14 protein-coding genes and 1 pseudogene are annotated in these 18,723 nt (G+C 63.3%); 6 read left to right on the top strand and 9 right to left on the bottom strand.

Annotation, left to right across the window (positions count from 1 at the left end; translation table 11 throughout):
* Positions 1-101: 101 nt before the first annotated feature.
* The 3 genes from mltG to H8S57_RS13955 are packed head-to-tail and all read left to right on the top strand — an operon-like array spanning position 102 to position 3,650.
* Positions 102-1,325, top strand: a complete 1,224-nt coding sequence (gene mltG, locus H8S57_RS13965) for an endolytic transglycosylase MltG (protein WP_186908646.1) — start codon at positions 102-104, stop codon at positions 1,323-1,325.
* Positions 1,318-2,532 carry a peptidase U32 family protein gene (locus H8S57_RS13960; protein ID WP_186908645.1) on the top strand — a complete coding sequence of 405 codons (1,215 nt, stop codon included), beginning with the start codon at positions 1,318-1,320 and terminating at the stop codon, positions 2,530-2,532. Before mltG ends, H8S57_RS13960 begins: the two co-directional genes overlap by 8 nt.
* Complete coding sequence (locus H8S57_RS13955; RefSeq protein ID WP_186908644.1) at positions 2,529-3,650, top strand: acyltransferase; 1,122 nt, start codon at positions 2,529-2,531, stop codon at positions 3,648-3,650. Before H8S57_RS13960 ends, H8S57_RS13955 begins: the two co-directional genes overlap by 4 nt.
* 43 nt (positions 3,651-3,693) lie before the next feature.
* Here H8S57_RS13955 and H8S57_RS13950 read toward each other — a convergent pair.
* Positions 3,694-4,022, bottom strand: a pseudogene (locus tag H8S57_RS13950) (winged helix-turn-helix transcriptional regulator).
* Positions 4,023-4,107: 85 nt separating this feature from the next.
* On the opposite strand from H8S57_RS13950, the gene H8S57_RS13945 reads away from it, so the two are divergent.
* Complete coding sequence (locus H8S57_RS13945) at positions 4,108-4,695, top strand: uridine kinase family protein (RefSeq protein ID WP_256175776.1); 588 nt, start codon at positions 4,108-4,110, stop codon at positions 4,693-4,695.
* An 89-nt stretch (positions 4,696-4,784) separates the two neighbouring features.
* On the opposite strand, the gene guaB is transcribed toward H8S57_RS13945, so the two are convergent.
* The 3 genes from guaB to H8S57_RS13930 all read right to left on the bottom strand — a co-directional run bounded on the left by guaB (position 4,785) and on the right by H8S57_RS13930 (position 7,689).
* A complete protein-coding gene (gene guaB, locus H8S57_RS13940) occupies positions 4,785-6,260 on the bottom strand; it encodes an IMP dehydrogenase (protein ID WP_186908643.1) in 1,476 nt (491 codons plus the stop codon).
* 63 nt (positions 6,261-6,323) lie between these two features.
* Positions 6,324-7,073 (bottom strand): acyl-[acyl-carrier-protein] thioesterase, encoded by a 750-nt coding sequence (locus H8S57_RS13935; RefSeq protein ID WP_186908642.1) that lies wholly within the window; start codon positions 7,071-7,073, stop codon positions 6,324-6,326.
* Positions 7,060-7,689 carry a hypothetical protein gene (locus H8S57_RS13930; RefSeq protein WP_186908641.1) on the bottom strand — a complete coding sequence of 210 codons (630 nt, stop codon included), beginning with the start codon at positions 7,687-7,689 and terminating at the stop codon, positions 7,060-7,062. The genes H8S57_RS13935 and H8S57_RS13930 overlap by 14 nt, the downstream gene beginning before the upstream one ends.
* Before the next feature lie 320 nt (positions 7,690-8,009).
* Between H8S57_RS13930 and spoVAD the strand changes: the two genes are divergently transcribed.
* A complete protein-coding gene (gene spoVAD, locus H8S57_RS13925; protein ID WP_186908640.1) occupies positions 8,010-9,023 on the top strand; it encodes a stage V sporulation protein AD in 1,014 nt (337 codons plus the stop codon).
* A gap of 74 nt (positions 9,024-9,097) precedes the next feature.
* Positions 9,098-9,466: a stage V sporulation protein AE gene (gene spoVAE / locus H8S57_RS13920; protein ID WP_186908665.1), complete on the top strand. Its 369-nt coding sequence runs from the start codon at positions 9,098-9,100 to the stop codon at positions 9,464-9,466.
* A 191-nt stretch (positions 9,467-9,657) separates the two neighbouring features.
* On the opposite strand, the gene H8S57_RS13915 is transcribed toward spoVAE, so the two are convergent.
* The 5 genes from H8S57_RS13915 to H8S57_RS13895 all read right to left on the bottom strand — a co-directional run.
* Positions 9,658-11,574, bottom strand: a complete 1,917-nt coding sequence (locus tag H8S57_RS13915) for a bifunctional metallophosphatase/5'-nucleotidase (RefSeq protein WP_186908639.1) — start codon at positions 11,572-11,574, stop codon at positions 9,658-9,660.
* Positions 11,575-11,585: 11 nt separating this feature from the next.
* Positions 11,586-15,335 (bottom strand): diguanylate cyclase domain-containing protein, encoded by a 3,750-nt coding sequence (locus H8S57_RS13910; protein WP_186908638.1) that lies wholly within the window; start codon positions 15,333-15,335, stop codon positions 11,586-11,588.
* The gene (locus H8S57_RS13905; protein WP_186908637.1) at positions 15,335-15,691 is read right to left on the bottom strand and encodes an Hpt domain-containing protein; all 357 of its coding nucleotides are present in this window, start codon (positions 15,689-15,691) and stop codon (positions 15,335-15,337) included. The genes H8S57_RS13910 and H8S57_RS13905 overlap by 1 nt, the downstream gene beginning before the upstream one ends.
* 2 nt (positions 15,692-15,693) lie before the next feature.
* Positions 15,694-18,315 (bottom strand): response regulator, encoded by a 2,622-nt coding sequence (locus H8S57_RS13900; RefSeq protein WP_186908636.1) that lies wholly within the window; start codon positions 18,313-18,315, stop codon positions 15,694-15,696.
* A 144-nt stretch (positions 18,316-18,459) separates the two neighbouring features.
* On the bottom strand, positions 18,460-18,723 hold a 264-nt coding region (locus tag H8S57_RS13895), incomplete at its 5' end, for an integrase core domain-containing protein (RefSeq protein WP_186908635.1).

Raw genomic sequence — 18,723 nt, 5'->3', positions numbered from 1 at the left:
GGGTTTGGGTGGTTCCAGCGGACAGGATTCTTTTTTCCATTTGCGGGAATGGGCGTCTGATTTCCCCTGCCCCGTGCAGTTTCAGTTAGGAGTGTAAGCAAATGTCACAGGAAGAAAATCGCTACCAGCCCCGCCGCGCGGCGCCTGCTCATGCGCAAAGCCGCGGTGAGGCGTCCGGCCAGCGCCCCGTCAAGCGCCGCCGCAGACGCCGCCGCATGGGCGCGCTGGGCGCACTGATCTATGTCGCCTTTGTGCTGGGCATTTCCGCCCTGCTGGCCGGCCTGGGCTGGACCTGGGCCTGCGACCTGCTGGCTCTGAACAAGCAGGAGCATACCGCCGTGATCACCCTGCCGGAGGAGATCTTTACCCAGGAGGAGCGGAAGGTGGAGCGGACCGCCGCCGACGGCACGAGCGAGACCGTCACCGAAACGATCTCGGTGGCCGACATGGACTACGTGGCCGATCTGCTTTCGGAGAATGGTCTGATCGAATACAAGTTCGTCTTCAAGACCTTTGCCTCCCTGACCCACGCCAAATACAAGCTCTCTTCCGGGACCTATGAGCTGAGCACCGATATGGACTACCGCGCGCTGATCACCAGCATGGGCAGCAGCTCGGGCAGCCGGATGGTGGCCACCGTCACCATCCCGGAGGGCATGACGCAGGCGCAGATCTTCGCGCTGCTGGAGGCCAAAGGGGTCTCCACCGCGGACAAGCTGGAAGAGACCGCCGCCAACTATGATTTCAAGTTCTCCTTCCTCAAGGGCGTGCTCCCCCTGGGAGACGCCAAGCGCCTGGAGGGGTATCTGTTCCCCGACACTTACGAGTTCTATATGGGCGAGGACCCGGTCAGCGTGCTCAACAAGATGATCCTGCGCTTTGACCAGATCTTTACCGAGGAGATGCGTCAGGCCATGACCGACCAGGGCATGAGCATCAACGACGCCGTCATCATCGCCTCGATGATCGAGAAGGAGACCGACGGCTCGGATCAGCGCAGGATCTCCTCCGTCATCTATAACCGCCTGACCAATACCAGCGCCACCAACGGCCTGCTGAACATCGACGCCACCATCCTATACGCCACCGGCGGCACCGTGGTGGACACCAGCGCCGACACCCCGTACAACACCTACCGGCACGCCGGATTGCCCCCCACGGCCATCGCCAACCCCGGTGCGGACGCTCTGCGCGCCGCGGTCAATCCCGAGTCCACCAGCTATTACTACTACGCTCTGGGCGATGACGGGGTCCACCACTTCTTCAAGACCCACCAGGAACAGCTCAGCTTCATTGCGACCCAGGAGCGGTACCGCAATGGATAAGCGCGTGGAACTCCTCTCCCCCGCGGGGGATATGGAGCGGCTGCGCATGTCCCTGGCCTACGGGGCCGACGCGGTCTATCTGGCCGGACTGGACTTCGGCATGCGCTCCTTTGCCGGAAACTTCACCCCGGACGAGCTGCGCCAGGCGGTGTCGCTCTGCCACCGGCGGGGCGTGGCCGTCCATGTGACGTGCAACACCATGCCCCGCAACGACGAGATCCGCCGTCTGCCGGAATGGATGGAATACCTCCAGGACCTGGGGGTGGACGCCGTCATCCTGGCCGACGTGGGGGTGCTCTCCCTGCTGAAGCGCTATGCCCCTGCCGTGAAGGCCCACATCTCCACCCAGGCCAGCGTGTCCAACTACGAGGCCGCCCGGGCTTGGCATGAGCTTGGCGCAGGCCGGGTGATCCTGGCCCGTGAGCTCTCCCTGGACGAGATCGCGCTTATCCGCGCCAAAGCCCCAAACGCATTGGAGCTGGAGGCTTTCATCCACGGGGCCATGTGCGTGAGCTACTCGGGGCGGTGCCTGCTCTCCAATTATATGACGGGCCGGGACGCCAACCGCGGCGCGTGCGCCCAGCCCTGCCGCTACCATTACGCCCTGGTGGAGGAGCAGCGCCCCGGCGAATATTTCCCCATCGGGGAGGACGAGGGCGGCGCGTATATTCTCAATTCCCGTGATATGTGCATGATCGACCACATTCCGGAACTGCTCGGGGCTGGTCTGAACTCCCTGAAGATCGAGGGGCGGGCCAAAAGCGCCTACTACGCGGGCATTGTGACCGGGGCCTATCGCCACGCCGTCGACGCCGCCGCAGCCGGCAAGCCCCTGGAGCGCGTCTGGCGGGACGAAGTGGAAAAGGTCAGCCACCGGCCCTATTCCACCGGCTTCTATTTCGGCGCGCCGGGGCAGCACACGGAAAGCGCCCGGTATGTCCGGGACTGGCAGGTGATGGCCGTGGTGACCTCCTGCACCCCCGACGGGACCGCCCTTTGCTCCCTGCGCAATAAGTTTTCCGCCGGAGACGAGCTGGAGCTGGTCGGCCCGGGTGTGGCTCCGGTGGCCTTTCGGGCGCAGGAACTTACCGACGGCGACGGTCTTCCCATCGACCAGGCCCGCAAGCCGCAGATGGCCCTGCACCTCAAGCTGCCCGTCCAGGCCCCTCCGCTGTCCGTGCTGCGGAGAAAGGCGGTGGGCTTATGACCCCCTCCCCCCGGTCCCGCCGCTGGGATTACGACCTGCTGCGCGTCGGCTCCATGGTGGGGGTGGTCTACCTCCACTGCGCGGCGGCGGCGCTGCGCTCCGCTTCCGGGGCGGTGTGGCACTTCGCCAATCTGGCCTCTTCCCTGGCTACCGCGGCGGTCCCGCTGTTCTTTATGCTCTCGGGCGCCCTGCTCCTGTCCCAGGAGGGGACGGCGGATCTGTCCGCCCTGTTTGGCCGCCGCCTGCCGAAGGTACTGCTGCCCCTGGCGGCCTGGTCGGCTCTCGTGGTTCTGCTCACGCTGCTGCGGGCCGGTCCGGCGGCTGCTCTGGAGCAGCTCTCCGCGCTGCCCAATACCCCCGCCATGGTCCCATACTGGTTTTTATATGCCCTGATCCCGGTCTATCTGCTCTCGCCCTTTTTGAAAAAAATGGCCGACGGCCTGACCGACGCCCACTGGAACTATCTGGTGCTGCTTTGGCTGGTTCTGACCATCGGTGTGAATACGGTGCGGGATTTTCTGCCCCTGGAGAGCGCCTGGCGCACCGTTTTTACCGTCCACTGGACCCTGAATGTAAACCTGATCGGCGGCTATCTGGGCTACTTTCTGCTGGGAGCCCGGCTGGCCCGGCTCAGGCGCCTGCCCTCCCGGCGGGTCCTGTGGCTGGTTTCGCTGGCGTGCGTCCTCATCATCGCCGGGGGCACCTGGTGGCTGCGCCGGAGCACCGGCGCCTATGACGAAAGCTTCAAGAGCTATCTGCACGTGTTTACCGCGCTGCTCTCCGGAGCCGTTTTCCTGCTGGCGCGCTCTTACGGGGAAGCACGGCGCTCCGGACGGCTCCTGACCTTCTGTTCCGGTCTGTCCTTCGGAATCTATCTGGCCCACCCCTTGGCCATCTCCTTCTGGGAGAGCCTGTGGCCGGGGTGGATGGGCAGCACGTTCGCCGGTATGGGCGCTCACCTGCTCTTCTTTGCCGCCGTACTGCTGAGCTGTTTCGCGGGCGTATTGCTTGCCGCCTCGCTGCCCGGCGTATGCTTTCTGCTCACCGGCCAGAGCTTCCGGACTGCCTGCCGGGAATGCAATCTGCCGTCCCTGATAAAAACGCGCGGACCGAATTGAACCGGTCCGCGCGTCTGTATTTTGTGGACCTGGAAGGGCCTGTTCAGATGCGGCCGCCTTCCGCCTTTTGACAGGCATCGCCCCATGCCTGCATGGCATCCAAAACGGGCCTGAGGCTGTAGCCCGGCTCTGTCAGCGTATATTCCACCCGGGGCGGCGCCTGGGCATACACGGCGCGCGTCAGAAGTCCGCTGGCCTCTATCTGCCTCAGCTGAGCGGTCAGCACCTTCTGAGTCACGTGGCCGGCGGAGTTTTCAGCTCCCCAAACCGCCGCGTCCCATCCAGCAGGTCCCGCAGTAGGAGCCCCTTCCACTTGCCGCTGACGAGGGTCAGCCACCAAGCGGCGGCGGATGACCGCATGCGGCGGGACATCCCGAAAAGCGCTTTGCTCCCGGGAAAGGAATGTGCTATAATAATGCCTGCGGAAAAAGGATCTCATCACGAGAGGGGTTTGAACGTGCAGGAGACCGACCGGCTGCTGGAGCAGCTTTTGAAGAAGCTGGCCCCCTTGTCCCAGGCGGACGGGCCGGTACTGGCGGCCATCGATGGCCGCTGCGGCAGCGGCAAAAGCCGGCTGGCCGGGCAGGCGGCGGCGGTACTGGGCTGTTCCCTGTTCCACATGGATGACTTTTTTCTCCCCCCCGCCCTGCGCACGCCGGAGCGTCTGGCACAGCCCGGCGGCAACATCCACTATGAGCGGGTGGCGGCGGAGCTCCTCGTTCCCTGGTCGGCAGGAAAACCGGTCTGCTTTCGCCCCTTCGACTGCCATAGCGGCGGTTTCGGTCCGCCGGTACAGGCGGCGCATACCGGACTGGCTCTCGTGGAAGGCAGCTATGCCCTCCACCCGGAGCTGTACCGATACTACCACACGCGCATCTTTTTGACCTGTTCTCCCGCTGTCCAGCGCCAGCGGCTGCTGGAGCGCGAGGGGACAGCGGGGCTTGCGCGCTTCCAGGCGCGTTGGATCCCGCTGGAAGAGGCCTACTTCCAGACCTTCCGCCTGCCGGAGCGCTGCGACCTGGTGCTGGACACCGGCCGCAGCTGACAACAGCCCCCGCCGGGAAACCCGGCGGGGGCTGTTGCCATCGTCGCCTGCTGCAAATCAAGCGCTTCGCTGGAAGCGCCCCGCGCCGCTTACTGCGGATTGAGGGTATAGTTGGGCGCTTCCTTGGTGATATAGATGTCATGGGGATGGCTCTCCCGAAGGCCGGCGGAGGTGATCTGCATAAACTGCGCCTTGCTCTGGAGCTCCTCCACACTGTGGCAGCCGGTGTAGCCCATACCCGCCCGCAGGCCGCCCATGAGCTGGTAAATGGTCTCCCCGGTCAGGCCCTTGTAAGGCACACGGCCCTCGACGCCTTCTGGGACCAGTTTCTTGTTGTTCTCCTGGAAATAGCGGTCCTTGGAACCCTTGGCCATAGCGCCCAGGCTGCCCATGCCGCGGTAGACCTTGAACTGGCGGCCCTGATACACCTCGGTTTCGCCGGGGGATTCCTCACAGCCCGCCAGCAGCGAGCCCAGCATGACCACGTTGGCGCCCGCGGCCAGAGCCTTGGCGATGTCGCCGGAATACTTGACGCCGCCGTCGGCGATGATGGGCACTCCGTACTCCGCCGCCACACGGGCCGCATCGTACACAGCGGTGATTTGAGGCACGCCGATACCGGCCACCACACGGGTGGTACAGATGGAGCCGGGGCCGATGCCGATCTTCACGCAGTCCGCGCCCGCCTCAATGAGGGCGCGGGTACCCTCTGCGGTGGCCACGTTGCCCGCGATCAGCTGCACGTCGGGATAGAGCGCCTTGATGCGGCGCACACACTCCAGGATATTATGGGAATGGCCGTGGGCGGAGTCCAGCGCCAGCACGTCGGCCCCCGCTTCCACCAGAGCGGCCACCCGGTCCAGCACGTCGGAGGTAACGCCGATGGCGGCGCCCACCAACAGGCGTCCTTTGTCGTCGCGGGCGGAATTGGGGTAGACCTGGGCCTTTTCAATGTCCTTGATGGTGATCAGGCCCTTGAGATGGAACTCATCGTCCACAATGGGGAGCTTTTCCACCTTGTGGCGCCGGAGGATCTCCTTGGCCTCCTCCAGCGTGGTGCCCTCCTTTGCGGTGACCAGGTTGTCCTTAGTCATCACGTTATCGATCAGCTTGCTCATATCGGTCTCGAACTTCATATCCCGGTTGGTGATGATGCCGATGAGCTTTCCGTTGTCGCAGATGGGTACGCCGGAGATCTTATACTTGGCGCACAGCTCATCCGCCTCGGCCAGCGTATGGCCGGGGGCCAGCCAGAAGGGGTTTGTGATGACGCCGTTCTCACTGCGCTTGACCATATCCACCTGCTCGGCCTGTGCCCCGATGGACATGTTCTTGTGGATGACGCCGATACCCCCTTCCCGGGCGATGGCGATGGCCATGCGGTACTCGGTAACGGTATCCATGGCGGCGCTCATCAGAGGGATGTTCAGGCGGATCTTTTTGGTAAGCTGGGTGTGCAGGTCAATGTCCGCGGGAAGCACATCGCTCTCCGCCGGGATCAGCAGCACGTCGTCAAAGGTGAGACCCTGCTTGGTAAACTTCTGGCGCTCGTCGGTGTTGACCATAGTGCATCTCCTTGTCTCTTTAACCATAAATTTTTCCTATTTTATGCCCTCGCCTCTGGATTGTCAAGGGGCTTTTCCGGCTAAATCGGATAATGTGAGCATGGCGTCAAACCGGGTCTTCCCCGCGCCGTCCGCGCCATGGACGTACTGTGCGCCGCCGTCGCTGCCGGTCGTAAGGTCCACGGTCTCCCCCACCCGGCACTCGGCCTGATAGCCCACCTGAAGGGACGAGACAAAACGCTCCGCACCCATACGCTCCAGATGGAGCGCGTCGCAGACAATGTCGGCATAGCGCACGTTATTCACGTGGCCGTTCACGTCCAGGTCGCTGTAGCGGAAGCTGCGCGTGCCGGCGCATGTCATATCCGGCGGCATGCGGACCTTGTTCAGCAGTCTGGTCTTGCACAGCGCGCCCCCGTCCGTGCCCTGGAATTCCTCGATGCCGGCCATGCGCACCAGCTTATGGGTCTGTGCGTTGGCCAGCACCCAGAGGGAGACCGCCTCTCCCACCGGCGCGTCGTTGACAAACAAATCGAAGTCGCGGTAAGAGGAGGCCCCCCTGCCGCCCCGGTGCCAGGTGCGGATGCGCAGACGCTCCCCCCACTTCAACGGCTCGTCCAGCCGGTACCATACCCGGGCCAGCATCCAGAACGCGTTATATTTATCCAGCATCTCATCCCGGGAGGCATGAAGGGCGCACGCGGCCGCCGTGGCTGCCTCCTGCAAAAATCCCAGTACGCCGGAGGGCCGGCAGTTGTACCAGGGATCGGTCTCCCGCGAGTCCACCCGGTATTCCCGCTCATAGACCGTCATGTCCCGCCCCCTCTCTGCCATGGATGAGCAGCGTATATTTGCAGCAGATATCCTCGATATCGCTGGCGGTCGCGGCCGGAATCCGCATCGCCCCGCCGCAGTCGGCGCACTTCAGGTCCACCGAGCTGTAATTGACCTGAAGGTTCCAGCGGTGGGAACCGCAGGTGCAGGAGATGCCGTCCCGCTGGGCAATGTCCCGGATCTCTGAGAGCACCTCGTGCATCACAAGCTCATCCAGAAAAGCGCCCTTGGCGCCGGCTTCGGCTTCCAGCTTGTCCACCGCTTCCTCCAGCCGCCCCACGGCGGCGAAGACGGCGTCCTCCTCGCCCACATAGCAGCAGTCCAGGCCCGAGCGTGCACAGGAGAAGGCCAGCAGATGCTCGTGCAGAAAGGCGCGCTGGGAGCAGGAGACGCTGTGGTCCGTGCCGCAGAACAGGCAGGGCACCTGCAGATGGGCCCGATCCCCGGCCAGCTCCACCTTCAGGGCCGATTTTCCGCAGGGACAGGGCAGCTCGCTGCCCGCCGCGGCCAGCTGGAACGCGGTGCGCTCGATCACCACGCTCTGACGGCATTCCGGACAAATATAGGCCAGGGTGCGCTTGGCTTGTTCCACCATGGGCTCTCCTCCAACTTTAAATTTGCCGCAGCCTTGCGTCCTCTCCCTGCATCCGGGCAAGCCGCCCGCCGTAGGCAGCGGACACGCGGAGCAAACCCAAACACCTTGACGTCCAAAGCATCCCCTGGGATTGGGATCGATCCCGGCGTCCGGTCTCAAAAAGCCGGCTGCGCATATGCGTTGCTTCTTGTCCACTGAGGGTATTATAGCTCAAAACCCGGTATTTGACCAGCATGTCCGCCCACAAAATACATCCTCATATTTTTCGGGCTTTTCGTTCAAAATAGCATCATCTATTTCTGCGGGAGGACGGATCGATTATGATCACAAAAAAACTGGGCGCTCAGACGATCGCCTTTGCCGCGCCCCCCTCCATCGCCGGGCACGCCAACGTCGTGGGCAAAAAGGAGGGGGACGGTCCCCTGGCCGGCAGCTTCGATCTCATCAATCAGGACGACAGCTTTGGCGAAAAAAGCTGGGAGAAGGCAGAGAGCGCCATGCAGAAGCTGGCTCTGTCCGCCGCGCTGGACAAGGCCAAGCAAAGCGTCAGCGTATTAGACTATATCTTTGCCGGGGACCTGCTGAATCAATGCATCGGCTCCGGCTTCGCCATGCGGGGACAGGACGCGCCCTTTCTGGGACTGTACGGGGCCTGCTCTACCATGGCGGAGAGCCTGTGTATGGCGTCGGCTATGCTGGACGGCGGCTTCGGGGAGTGGGCGGCGGCGCTGACCTCCTCCCACTTCTGCTCCGCCGAGCGGCAGTACCGCACCCCGCTGGAGTACGGCGGACAGCGCACCCCCACCGCCCAGTGGACGGTGACCGGCTCCGGCTGCATCATCCTGGCCCGGGACGGGAACGGCCCCTATGTGACCCACGCCACCATCGGAAAGATCGTGGACAAGGGCATCAAGGACGCCAACAACATGGGGGCGGCCATGGCTCCCGCGGCCTATGAGACCATCAAGGCCCACTTCCAGGACACGGGACGCAGGCCCTCTCAGTACGACCTGATCGTCACCGGAGACCTGGGCAAGCTGGGCAGCGAGATCCTGTTCGACCTGTTCCACAAGGACGGCATGGACCTGAACAACCTGACCGACTGCGGCACCCTGATCTACGATCTGGAGGGTCAGGACGTGCACTGCGGCGGCTCCGGCTGCGGCTGCTCCGCCGTGGTGCTCACCGGGCATCTGCTCAACGGTATGCGCGCCGGGCGCTGGAAAAACATTCTCTTCTGCGGCACGGGCGCTCTGCTCTCCCCCACCTCTACCCAGCAGGGCGAGAGCATCCCCTGCATCTGCCACGCCGCGGCCATCTCCTGCACAAAATAACACCACACCACAGCCGCGGGGCGGCCGGGAGACGGTCTCCCGCGCTCCCCGCCGGAATGAGAAAGGAATCCGTCATGGAACTCTTTTGGGAATACGTCCGCGCGTTCCTCTGCGGCGGGCTGCTCTGCCTCATCGGTCAAATTCTGATCGACAAGACCCCCCTTACCCCCGCCAAGATTCTGGTGACCTATGTGGTCTCCGGCGTCGTTCTGGGGGCGCTTGGCATCTATAAGTATATCGTGGCCTTCGGCGGCGCTGGAGCCACCGTGCCGTTGACCGGCTTTGGCTACCTGCTGGCCAAGGGCGTGGCCAAGGCGGTGGATGAAATGGGCATTCTGGGAGCCCTCACCGGCGGCGTTACCGCCGCCGCAGGCGGCATCACCGCCGCGATCTTCTTCGGCTATCTGGTCGCGCTCATCTTTAAGCCCAAATCCAAGTCGTAAAAAGGAGGCTGCCGGACAAGCGGCGAAGCCGTTTGTTCGGGAAAGCTGCGGCCTGTACGTGCGCGCACGTACAGGCCGGGATGTATGTTTCACGACGTACACGCCGCTGCGAAACAGGGATCGGACTTGATTCCCCCCGCTCCGGCGGAGGGGCGCTGCGAGGCTCTTTCGGCAAGCTGAGCGGCTGCTCCCTATCCCCGATAACGGCGGTAGCCGCTGCCCCCGCGGCAGCGCCTGCGGCGGCCCCGGGTCGCGATGCGGTAAACAAGAAAAACCACCAGACCGATTACGATCAAGGCGAGCAGCAGAACAAGCAGCGTGATCCGGTTTGGGTTCTTCAGCAAATGGACGGGGTTCCAGGAGGGCACGGACACCTTGCGCCCTTCCGGCGCGGCATAGCGGCGGTCCATCGTGCCCATGGACTGGAGGTAGGAGGCCAGGGCGTACCATTCCTTGACCTCCGAGCCGCCGGAAGTATGGATGATGTGCGCCTCCAGGTCGGTGATCTCGTTCCCCTGGGCGTCCTTGGGCGTAACGGTGAGGATGCCGAACGATTTTGCATTCACCGCCCCCAGCATCTGTCCGGAATAGAGTCCGGTGACCACCCGGTAAAGCCGCTCGTCCTCCAGCGCGGCCTCAGAGCCGTCGGGGAGCACCTGGGCGCACGCGGTGACCTTGTTGAAGATCAGCCGGCGCGGATTATAGGTCCAGCGCATGCCCGCCGGATAGAGCTGGGCGGCAGGCATGAGCGGGGTAACGGAAGCGTCCACCTCGAAGACGTCTTTCAGCTCCCGTCCGGTCAGCCATACGGACACCAGCGGGTAGCCCGGCGTACCGTCCGCTCCGGAGCCCAGCGACGAGACGTTGAACGCGTCCGAGGTGGTGATCTCTCCCGCAGCAAAGGAAGCCCGGACAACGCCTGCGGCCACCACCGCAAAGTCCACGGTCCTGTAGTCCTCCCCCTCCGCCTGTTCCACCGCGTAGACATAGGAATCCGCGATCAGGCTGCCCAGGGGGTCCTCCTGCTGCTGCTGCGCGAACCGGCGGATGGGCGTGAACGCAAAGGCGCTCTCACAGAGCACCTGATGAAAGCTCAGGCCGAAACCCGCCAGGTACCCCTCGTCCACCTTCTGCTGAAACCGGCGGGCCATCGCGGTCATGGCGGCGTCTTCTGTCACGGTCTCATCAATGGGGACCAGCCGGAAGTCCAGGGTATCCAGTCCTTCTCCGGTCTTCTCCACCGTCAGCACGCCCAGGTTCCGGGTGTACTCGCCGCAGGAGACGATCAGGGTATCGTTCACCCGGATGGGCTCCTGCGTGGCGGAGTGGGTATGTCCGGAGATGATCACGTCGATGCCGTCCACGGCTTTTGCCAGCTCGTAGTCCTCCCCTTTACCGTCCGTGGTCCCCGAGTGGGACAGGCACACGATATAGTCCGCCGCTTCCTGTGCCTGAATGGTCTCCACCACCCGCTGCGCGGCCTGCGCAAGCGGGGTGAATTCCATGCCGGACATGGGGGCGCATTCATCGGCGTCCACGCCCAGCAATCCAAAGACCGCAACGCGCACCCCGTCCCGTTCCAGCACTACATAGTCTCCGATGCCATAGTTCTCCCAGGCGGCGCGGGTCGCGCCGTCCCCCGCAGGGGGCTTGTAGTTGGCCTGGACGACGGCGGGCAGGCGGTCCCCGCTGTCCACCGCGGCGCCGAGCATCTCCGCCAGGCCGCGGGCGCGGTAGTCGAACTCGTGGTTGCCCAGGGTGGTCACGTCATATCCCATCTGTCCCAACGCCCGCAGTTCCGGGGCGTCGGTGGCGTAGATGGTCTGGAACAGGGAGCCCATGGAGAAATCTCCCGCGTCCAGGGTGACTACCGGGGTTTCCGCCGCGGCGCGCTCCTGCCGGAGCAGCGTGGCCAAGCGGGTATAGCCGCCGTATTCCCCGCCCTCTTCATCCGGGACGGGCAGAAAACGGTCGTGGGTGTCATGGGTGAACAGAATGGTCAGGGCGCCGGCGCCCTGATCCTCCGCCGCCGATGCCGGCGCCAGGACAGCGGCACAAAGCAGCAGGATCAGACACAAAGCGCCCCCGCGGCGCAGAAGCTGTTTCACAGCGGTCCCTCCTATCGTTCCGGGTCACAGGTCTTTTTATAACGTGTGATATCATGGCAGTTGATCAGGCAGGCCTCCCGCCCGCTCCAGCGGATCAGCGATGCGTCCGCCAGACTCCACACATCCAGGACGGGATTATAAAACTCCACCGTGCGGTTCACATCCCTCCGGATGTCCCGGGCCGGACAGTTCCCGCAGGGCGCGTCCCGATGGAGGAAGGCCTGATAGCAGCGCAGCCCCTCCGCTGCCTGCGCCGCTACGGCGCGGGTCTTGGCATTGATAAAGAGCATCTCATAGGTATCCGGGTCGATGACGTAGATCCAGGAATTCTGGTTGTCCAAGGCAATGCGCAGGTCCCGTGCCCGCTCCTCCGCCTGCTGCTGGGAGCGCAGCTTCAGCAGGAATACCGAGAGAAAGCCGGCGATATGGGTGAGCGCATCGATCTGCTCCTGGGTCCAAAGGCGGCTTCCGACGCATTCGTCAAAGCCCACGTAGCCCCGAAACACGCCGTTGTCCCGAATGGCGCACTGGAGCAGGGATTTGACATCCTGCGCTTCCAGGATATCATACTGGCATTTGGGAAGACGGGTCACATCCGGGCAGTAAAACACACCGTGCTCGTCAAAGTTCTCCTCATAGCGCCCGCCCAGATCCCGCTGATACTCGATATGCTGCAGACGGTCGATCTGGGGCTCGACGCCCTCGCTGCACCACTCGAAGGTATTCCGGCAGGCCCGGTTGTCCGGGGTGTTCTCAAAGATATATGTCCGGCTGACGTTGAACCGGCGGCCCACCAGCGCCAGGATATCTTGGACCGTGTTCTCCACATCCCCCGACTCATACAGGCGGCGGAAGGCGTATTGGACCAGCCCATCTTCCGCCGTACCGGGCCGCCCGCCGGAATCAATGCGCTCGCCGACGGCCATGAGGGGAGCTCCGGGCTGCGGGAAGCCGCCGTCCTTCTGCGCGCGGTAAAGCTCATAACAATTCTTTCCACGGCGTTTGGCCCGGTACAAAGCCTGGTCGGCCCGCTGAAACAGCTCCTGGAAGGCGGCGCCGTGCTCCGGTGAAAGGGCCGCCCCCACCGAGCAGGACAGGGACCAGCCGACCAGCTCCTTCTGGAACATCCCCTGAAACGCCTCGATCAAGCGCCCGCAGCGCTCCTCGACCAGATCTGTGTCCGGGACCCGTTTCAAAAACACCAGAAACTCGTCCCCGCCGATGCGGGAGACGATGTCGTCCGCACGGAAAAGCCCGCGGATCTCCTCCGAGAGCCGGGCGAGGACCGCGTCGCCGAACATATGGCCGTAGCTGTCGTTGACCTGCTTGAAATTATCTACATCGATGATGAGCAGCGCGGCGCGTTCTCCCTCTGCCTCGGATAAATATGCCTCAATCCGGCGGCGTGCGGAATTTTTATTGAGCAGCCTGGTCAGCCCATCCCGCTCCGCCTTGTCCCGCAGGGCCTGATTGGCCCGCTTCTCCCCGTCGATATCCATGACCACGCCCACTACCTTGATGGGGCGCCCGTCCTCCCTCTGCTGGGCGGTGGCACGGATGCGGCACCACAGATAGCGTCCGTCCGCCTTGGCGATGCGCAGCTCCATCTCCTCGTAATGAGCGCCGTCCATCAGGGCGCGCAACGCATCCAGAAACACCGGGGCATCCTCCGGATGGATATGGGACGCCTTGGGGATCGCCTCTCCCACGCCGCCTGTCATGGGCGCGTAACCGAAGCGTTCCTTCCAGTTGGGGGAGTAGCTCACCGTTCCGCCCGCCACATCCCACTCGAAGATGATATCGTTGGTCTGGGCCAGAATGATCTGATGCCGCTCCAGGGAAAGCCGCAGCTCCTCCTGCGCTTTCTTGGTCCGGCTGATGTCCACCAGCACGCAGTAAAGATACTCTACACCATCCGCTTCGGTGACCATACGGCTTTTCTCCAGGACCCAGATGACCTGCCCGTCCTTCCGGACCAGGCGGTATTCCAGTTCCACGCCGCTTCCCAGCGTCAGCTGTTCTCTGGTCCGGCGGCGCACCTCCGCCCGGTCCTCCGGGAGGATCAGCCCGGTCAGGCGGTTCTGGAAGCGCTGTTCCAGCTCCGCCGTCGTATAGCCCACCAGGGCGGAAAAGTTTTCGCTGACCCCCATGAGCGTAAACCACCGGTCATTTCGGCAGCACTGGACGCCGCTCCACAGGCTGCGCAGGGCTGTCTCCCGCTCGCGGGTGTCCTCCGCTTCCGCTGTTTCCGCCTCCCGCCAGACCGCCAGTCCCTTGCGGGAGTGCAGATCATCCACGTCGATACGCAGCAGGGTGGCCTCGTACCAGCGGTAATCGCCGATCATGGCGCTGTAGACCCGATAGCGGTGCCTGTACTTCATCAGCCCCTCGGCAAAAAACTCCTCGCCGCTGTTTTTCAGAAATTCCAGCACCCGGGCGCGGTCGTCCGGATGGACCGCCCTTTGGACCAGATTGCGCATGGACTCCGCAAAGCTCGCCCCGGAGCGCAGCAGCGCAAAATCCGGATTGGGATCGTAGACCATGTGGTAGACCCCCTGATCCAGATCCACCTCTACTACGGTGGCGTTCACATAGCGCAGCAGCGTCAGGTATTTGACCTGGGCGGTCTGCAGCATATCCAGCCCCCCGGCGTGCGGGACGGAGACGTCGTGCGGCGTGAGGGGTCCTCCGCCTGCGGCGGGAGGATCGTCGGTATAGGTGCAGGCCAGCGCCGCAAACGCATCCCGCAGATGCTTGAAGCACTCCAGCAGCTTAGGGGAGAAGCTGCCGCACGCTCCGTTCAAAATCATATTCATGGCCTGCTCATGGGAGCAGGCGTCTTGATAGCCCCGGTCGGTGGTCAGTGCCTCGTAAGCGTCCGCCAGGCCTACCGCCTGCGCCCAGAGTGGGATACGCTCCCCCCGGAGTCCGTCGGGATATCCCTCGCCCTCCCACCGCTCATGGTGATAGCGGCAGATGTCCCAGGCATAACGCAGGTATTCCCGGTCGCCCATGCCGTCCAGCTGCTCCAGCATGCGGCAGCCGATGGCGGAATGGGTCTTCATCACCTCGAATTCCTCCGGCGTCAGCTGGCCCGGCTTGTTGAGGATAGCGTCCGGTATGGCGATCTTGCCGATGTCGTGCAGCGCGGCGGCGGCGGAGATAACGGCGATCTTCCGCCCGTCCAGTTGGTACTCCGGACAGCTGCGCGCCAATTCCTCCAGCAGCAGCTTGGTGAAGCGGCGGATCCGCAGGATATGCCGGCCTGATTTTGCGCCGCGGTATTCGATGATGGAGGACAGCGTGTCTACCATGACCTCGTTGGACTGCCGGAGCGCGTTTGCCTGCTCTTCCGCCAGCTCCTCCAGGCACCGCTTGTAGCGGCTGAGTTCCACCAGATTGCGCACCCGCCGCCGGACGGCGCAGGGTTCAAACGGTTTGACGATAAAATCCGAGGCGCCCAGTTCGAACGCCCGCGCCGCGCGCGCGGCGGAATCCTGAGCTGTGATGACCACCACCGGCGTTTCAGGCAGAACTCGTTTGGCCCTCATCTCGGCGAGCACCGTGAAACCATCCTTGGCCGGCATGAGCAGATCCAGCAGCACCGCCGCGATCCGGGTGTGATTCTCCTCCAGCAGCAGCAGCGCCTGATCGCCGTTTTCCGCTTCCAGCAGATTGTACTCCTCTTGAAACAGTTCCCGCAGAACGGCGCGGTCGGCCTGCTGGTCGTCCACCAGGAGCAGGGTATCTCTCGGCTCCATCAGACGCCGCCTTTCAGCGCGCCGCACAGCGCCCGATAGACCCCGGCCAGCTCGTTGTAGCTGGCCCGCGCTCCTGCTGTGTCTCCGGCGCGCAGCTGCTCCACCATTCTGCAGCAGCACTGACACAGACGCCCCATTCCCAGATTTCCGGAGATGCCCTTGAGCGTGTGAACGGCGATCAGCGCCGTATCCCAATCCGCCCCGTCCAGCGCACGACCCAGTATTCCAAAATTGTCGTCCTCCGGAAACCGCATCAAAAATTTCTCGAGGAGCTCCGTATTGCCCGCCATGCGCCGCAGCGCGTCCGGAAGGTCGATGCCCGCATTCTGCAAAGCGTCCCATCGGTTCTGCTCCATACTCACTCCTCCTTGTCTCCTCTGAAATAGGCATCCAACAGGGCATACAGCGCTTCCGCGTCGATGGGCTTGGCCACATGCTCGTTCATGCCTGCGGCCTTGGCGGCTGCTACGTCTTCCGCAAAGGCGTTGGCTGTCATGGCAAAAATGGGGATACGCGCCGCGTCCGGCCTGGGACAGGCACGTATGGCCCGGGCCGCTCCGTGTCCGTCCAGTACCGGCATCTGCACATCCAGCAGGATCATATCATAGGTGCCGGGCGGCGACTGCGCGAACGCCCGTACTGCGGCGCGCCCCTCGGAGACCTGGTCTACCGCAGCGCCGGCAGACTCCAGCAGCGCTGCGGCGATCTCCAGATTCAGCTGGTTGTCTTCCGCCAAAAGGATGCGGCGGCCTGTAAAATCATAGCGGCCGCAGCGCCGGGCCGGTGCTGGGGGCGTTTTGCCATGCCCCGCCGCCTCCCGCAGCGCACGATGGAGATTGGACGGAAACATGGGCTTGGACAGGAAGGCGTTTACACCGGCCGCACGGGCCTGCGGCTCGACGCCGCTCCAATCGTAGGCGGACAGGATGATGATCAGCAGGTCCGGTCCCACCCGCTCACGGATGCGGCGGGCCGTTTCAATCCCGTCCATGCCCGGCATCTGCCAGTCCAGAATACACACGTCATAGTCCGTCCCGTCCGCACAGGCCCACAGAATTTCCTCCACCGCCTCGGCGCCGGAGAGGACCCAGCGTACCGACATGCCCATTCGCTCCAGCAGCAGGGCCGCATGCTCGCAGGTACCCCTGTCGTCATCCGCCACCAGGACCCGCAGATCCTTCCGTTCCCCGGATTCCACCGTGCAGCAGACGCTCTGGCCGGGTTCAAAGGGCAGCTCCACCTGAAAAACGCTGCCCTTGCCCGGGGCGCTCTTCACCCGGATGTTCCCTCCCATCAGGGTGACCAGGTTCCGAACGATCGCCAGCCCAAGGCCGGTGCCCCCCTGCCGCAGGACTCCGGCATGGGGGTCCTGTTCAAAGGGAAGGTACATCCGCTTTTGAAACCCCTCGTCCATGCCGATACCGGTATCGCTGACCGTGAAACACAGCTGACGGTAGACGCCCTGCTGCCCGGTCTGCCCCACCTCCAGCCGGACCCGGCCGCCGGCGGGGGTAAACTTCACCGCATTGGACAGCAGGTTATGCAGGATCTGATTCAATCGGACCTGGTCTCCAATCAGATGCTCCTCGCTCAGATCGTTGGTCAGCGCGAACTGTACGCCGCGGCTGGCGCACTGGCTTTCGTAGACTGCGCCCAGCTCCGTGAGCAGGCGGGCCAGGTCGAAGGGCTCCCGGGTAATGGAAATCTTCCCGCTCTCGATGGCGGACATATCCAGCACATCGTTGATAATGCTCAGAAGGTATTTGGAGGAATAGGCAATTTTGGTCAGGCACTCCTCCGTCTTGGCGCGGTCATCCGGGTCGGCGGCGGCGATGGCCGTCATACCGATGATCGCATTCATGGGCGTACGTATCTCATGGGACATACGGGAAAGAAAATTACGCTTGGCCGCGTTGGCCTGCCGGGCGTTCTCAAGGGCGTCACGCAGCGTCTGCCGGGTCCGGCGCTCCTCGGTCTGATCCTCCAGCTTGGCGATATACCGCTCCACCCCGCCGTCCTGCAGGACCGGGTAAACCTGCAGCAGCATCCACTGCTCCCGCTTCGTCTTCGGGTTCATGATCCGGCATTCCCGCTCCACAGGCTTCCGCAGGACCGTCCCCCGGAAGATCGCTTCCACCATGCGGAAGCTCTCCTGATCGGCGAACATCGCCCGCCGCTTGTCCGGGTCCCGCAGCAGCTCCTCCTCCGTCAGGCCCAATACCCGCTCGGTGTTGCCGCTGAGGAATTCACTCTCCCGCCGCGTTGCGTGATAGATGTATACCACATCGTCGATCGTCTCCGTAAGCAGGCTGAACAGCAGCTCCCGTCCTTCCAGCTCCCGGCTTTTCTTTTGGATCGAACGATAGTACAAAACGGATACCGTTAGGATGAAAAGCGTCATGACCGCCGCCAGGATCACGACCTTTCGGGTGGTATGGTCGGACTCCCGATCCATCTCCCGCACGGCTGCGGTGCTCCACACCATGACGACGTTGGAGTCCTCCATGAACTGGTCATACAGGGGCGCCAGCTCCTCCTCCAGCAGCCGTTTTGCCTTCTGAGCCTCGTATTCCTCATGCTCCAGCAGTTCCTGCTGAAGGACGACGATCTGCTCTGCCGCGTCTTTCAGCACATCCACGTCCTCCGCGGGGCCCAGGTAATGTCCCGCGATGTAATCCAGGCTCTCTTCCAGCTCCGGCATGGCCTCCTCCACCAGAGTACGCACTGCCGCGTAATCCTTCGCTCCCCGGCGAATGGCCAGCCGGTTCATCCCCTGACGCATCAGCGATACTGCATTGGCGGCCCGATTGATGTGCTGGGCGTTGAGATAAGGGTACTCATACAATGCGCTCAGGTCCTGGTTCATGCTGAGGATCGTGGAGGTCGAAAGTACGGCAAACAAAAGCGCCAGCCCGCAGACCAGTACAGGCCACACAATATTGATCCGCTCTCCGCCGTTTTTCCATTTCCTGTTTCTCATGGCGCTTTCCCTCATTAATTGAAACGCTGCAACGGTGTGACAGGCCCGCAAGCCGTATGGATCACTATAATTATACTTCATCCCCCCCATTTCCGTCAAATAAAAGCATACTGCGCCGCGCGCCGGTACATTTTTGTAGGTTAGTCAAACATATTGGACGGCGAACTCTGCGGGAGAAAGCCAGTGAAGGGGCCTCATGGGGAAGTTGATGGAGCGGCGGTTGTGGACAGCAAGTTGTTTGGCGAAGTCATCCAGCGAGTAAAAGTTGTGGCAGGAGTAAAACCGTTTCTGGTCCTCCCGGTGGCTGCGTTCCACTTTACCGTTGTGCCTGGACGTGTAAGGGCGGATGAGCTTATGGCGGGTACCCGGCAGGGCAGCTGTTTGTTCGAATAAAGCAGGCAGATCCCG

Origin of the sequence: Lawsonibacter hominis (genome assembly GCF_014287895.1) — a bacterium.
GTDB lineage: Bacteria > Bacillota > Clostridia > Oscillospirales > Oscillospiraceae > Lawsonibacter_A > Lawsonibacter_A hominis.
This window is presented reverse-complemented; position numbering and strand designations above follow the sequence as displayed.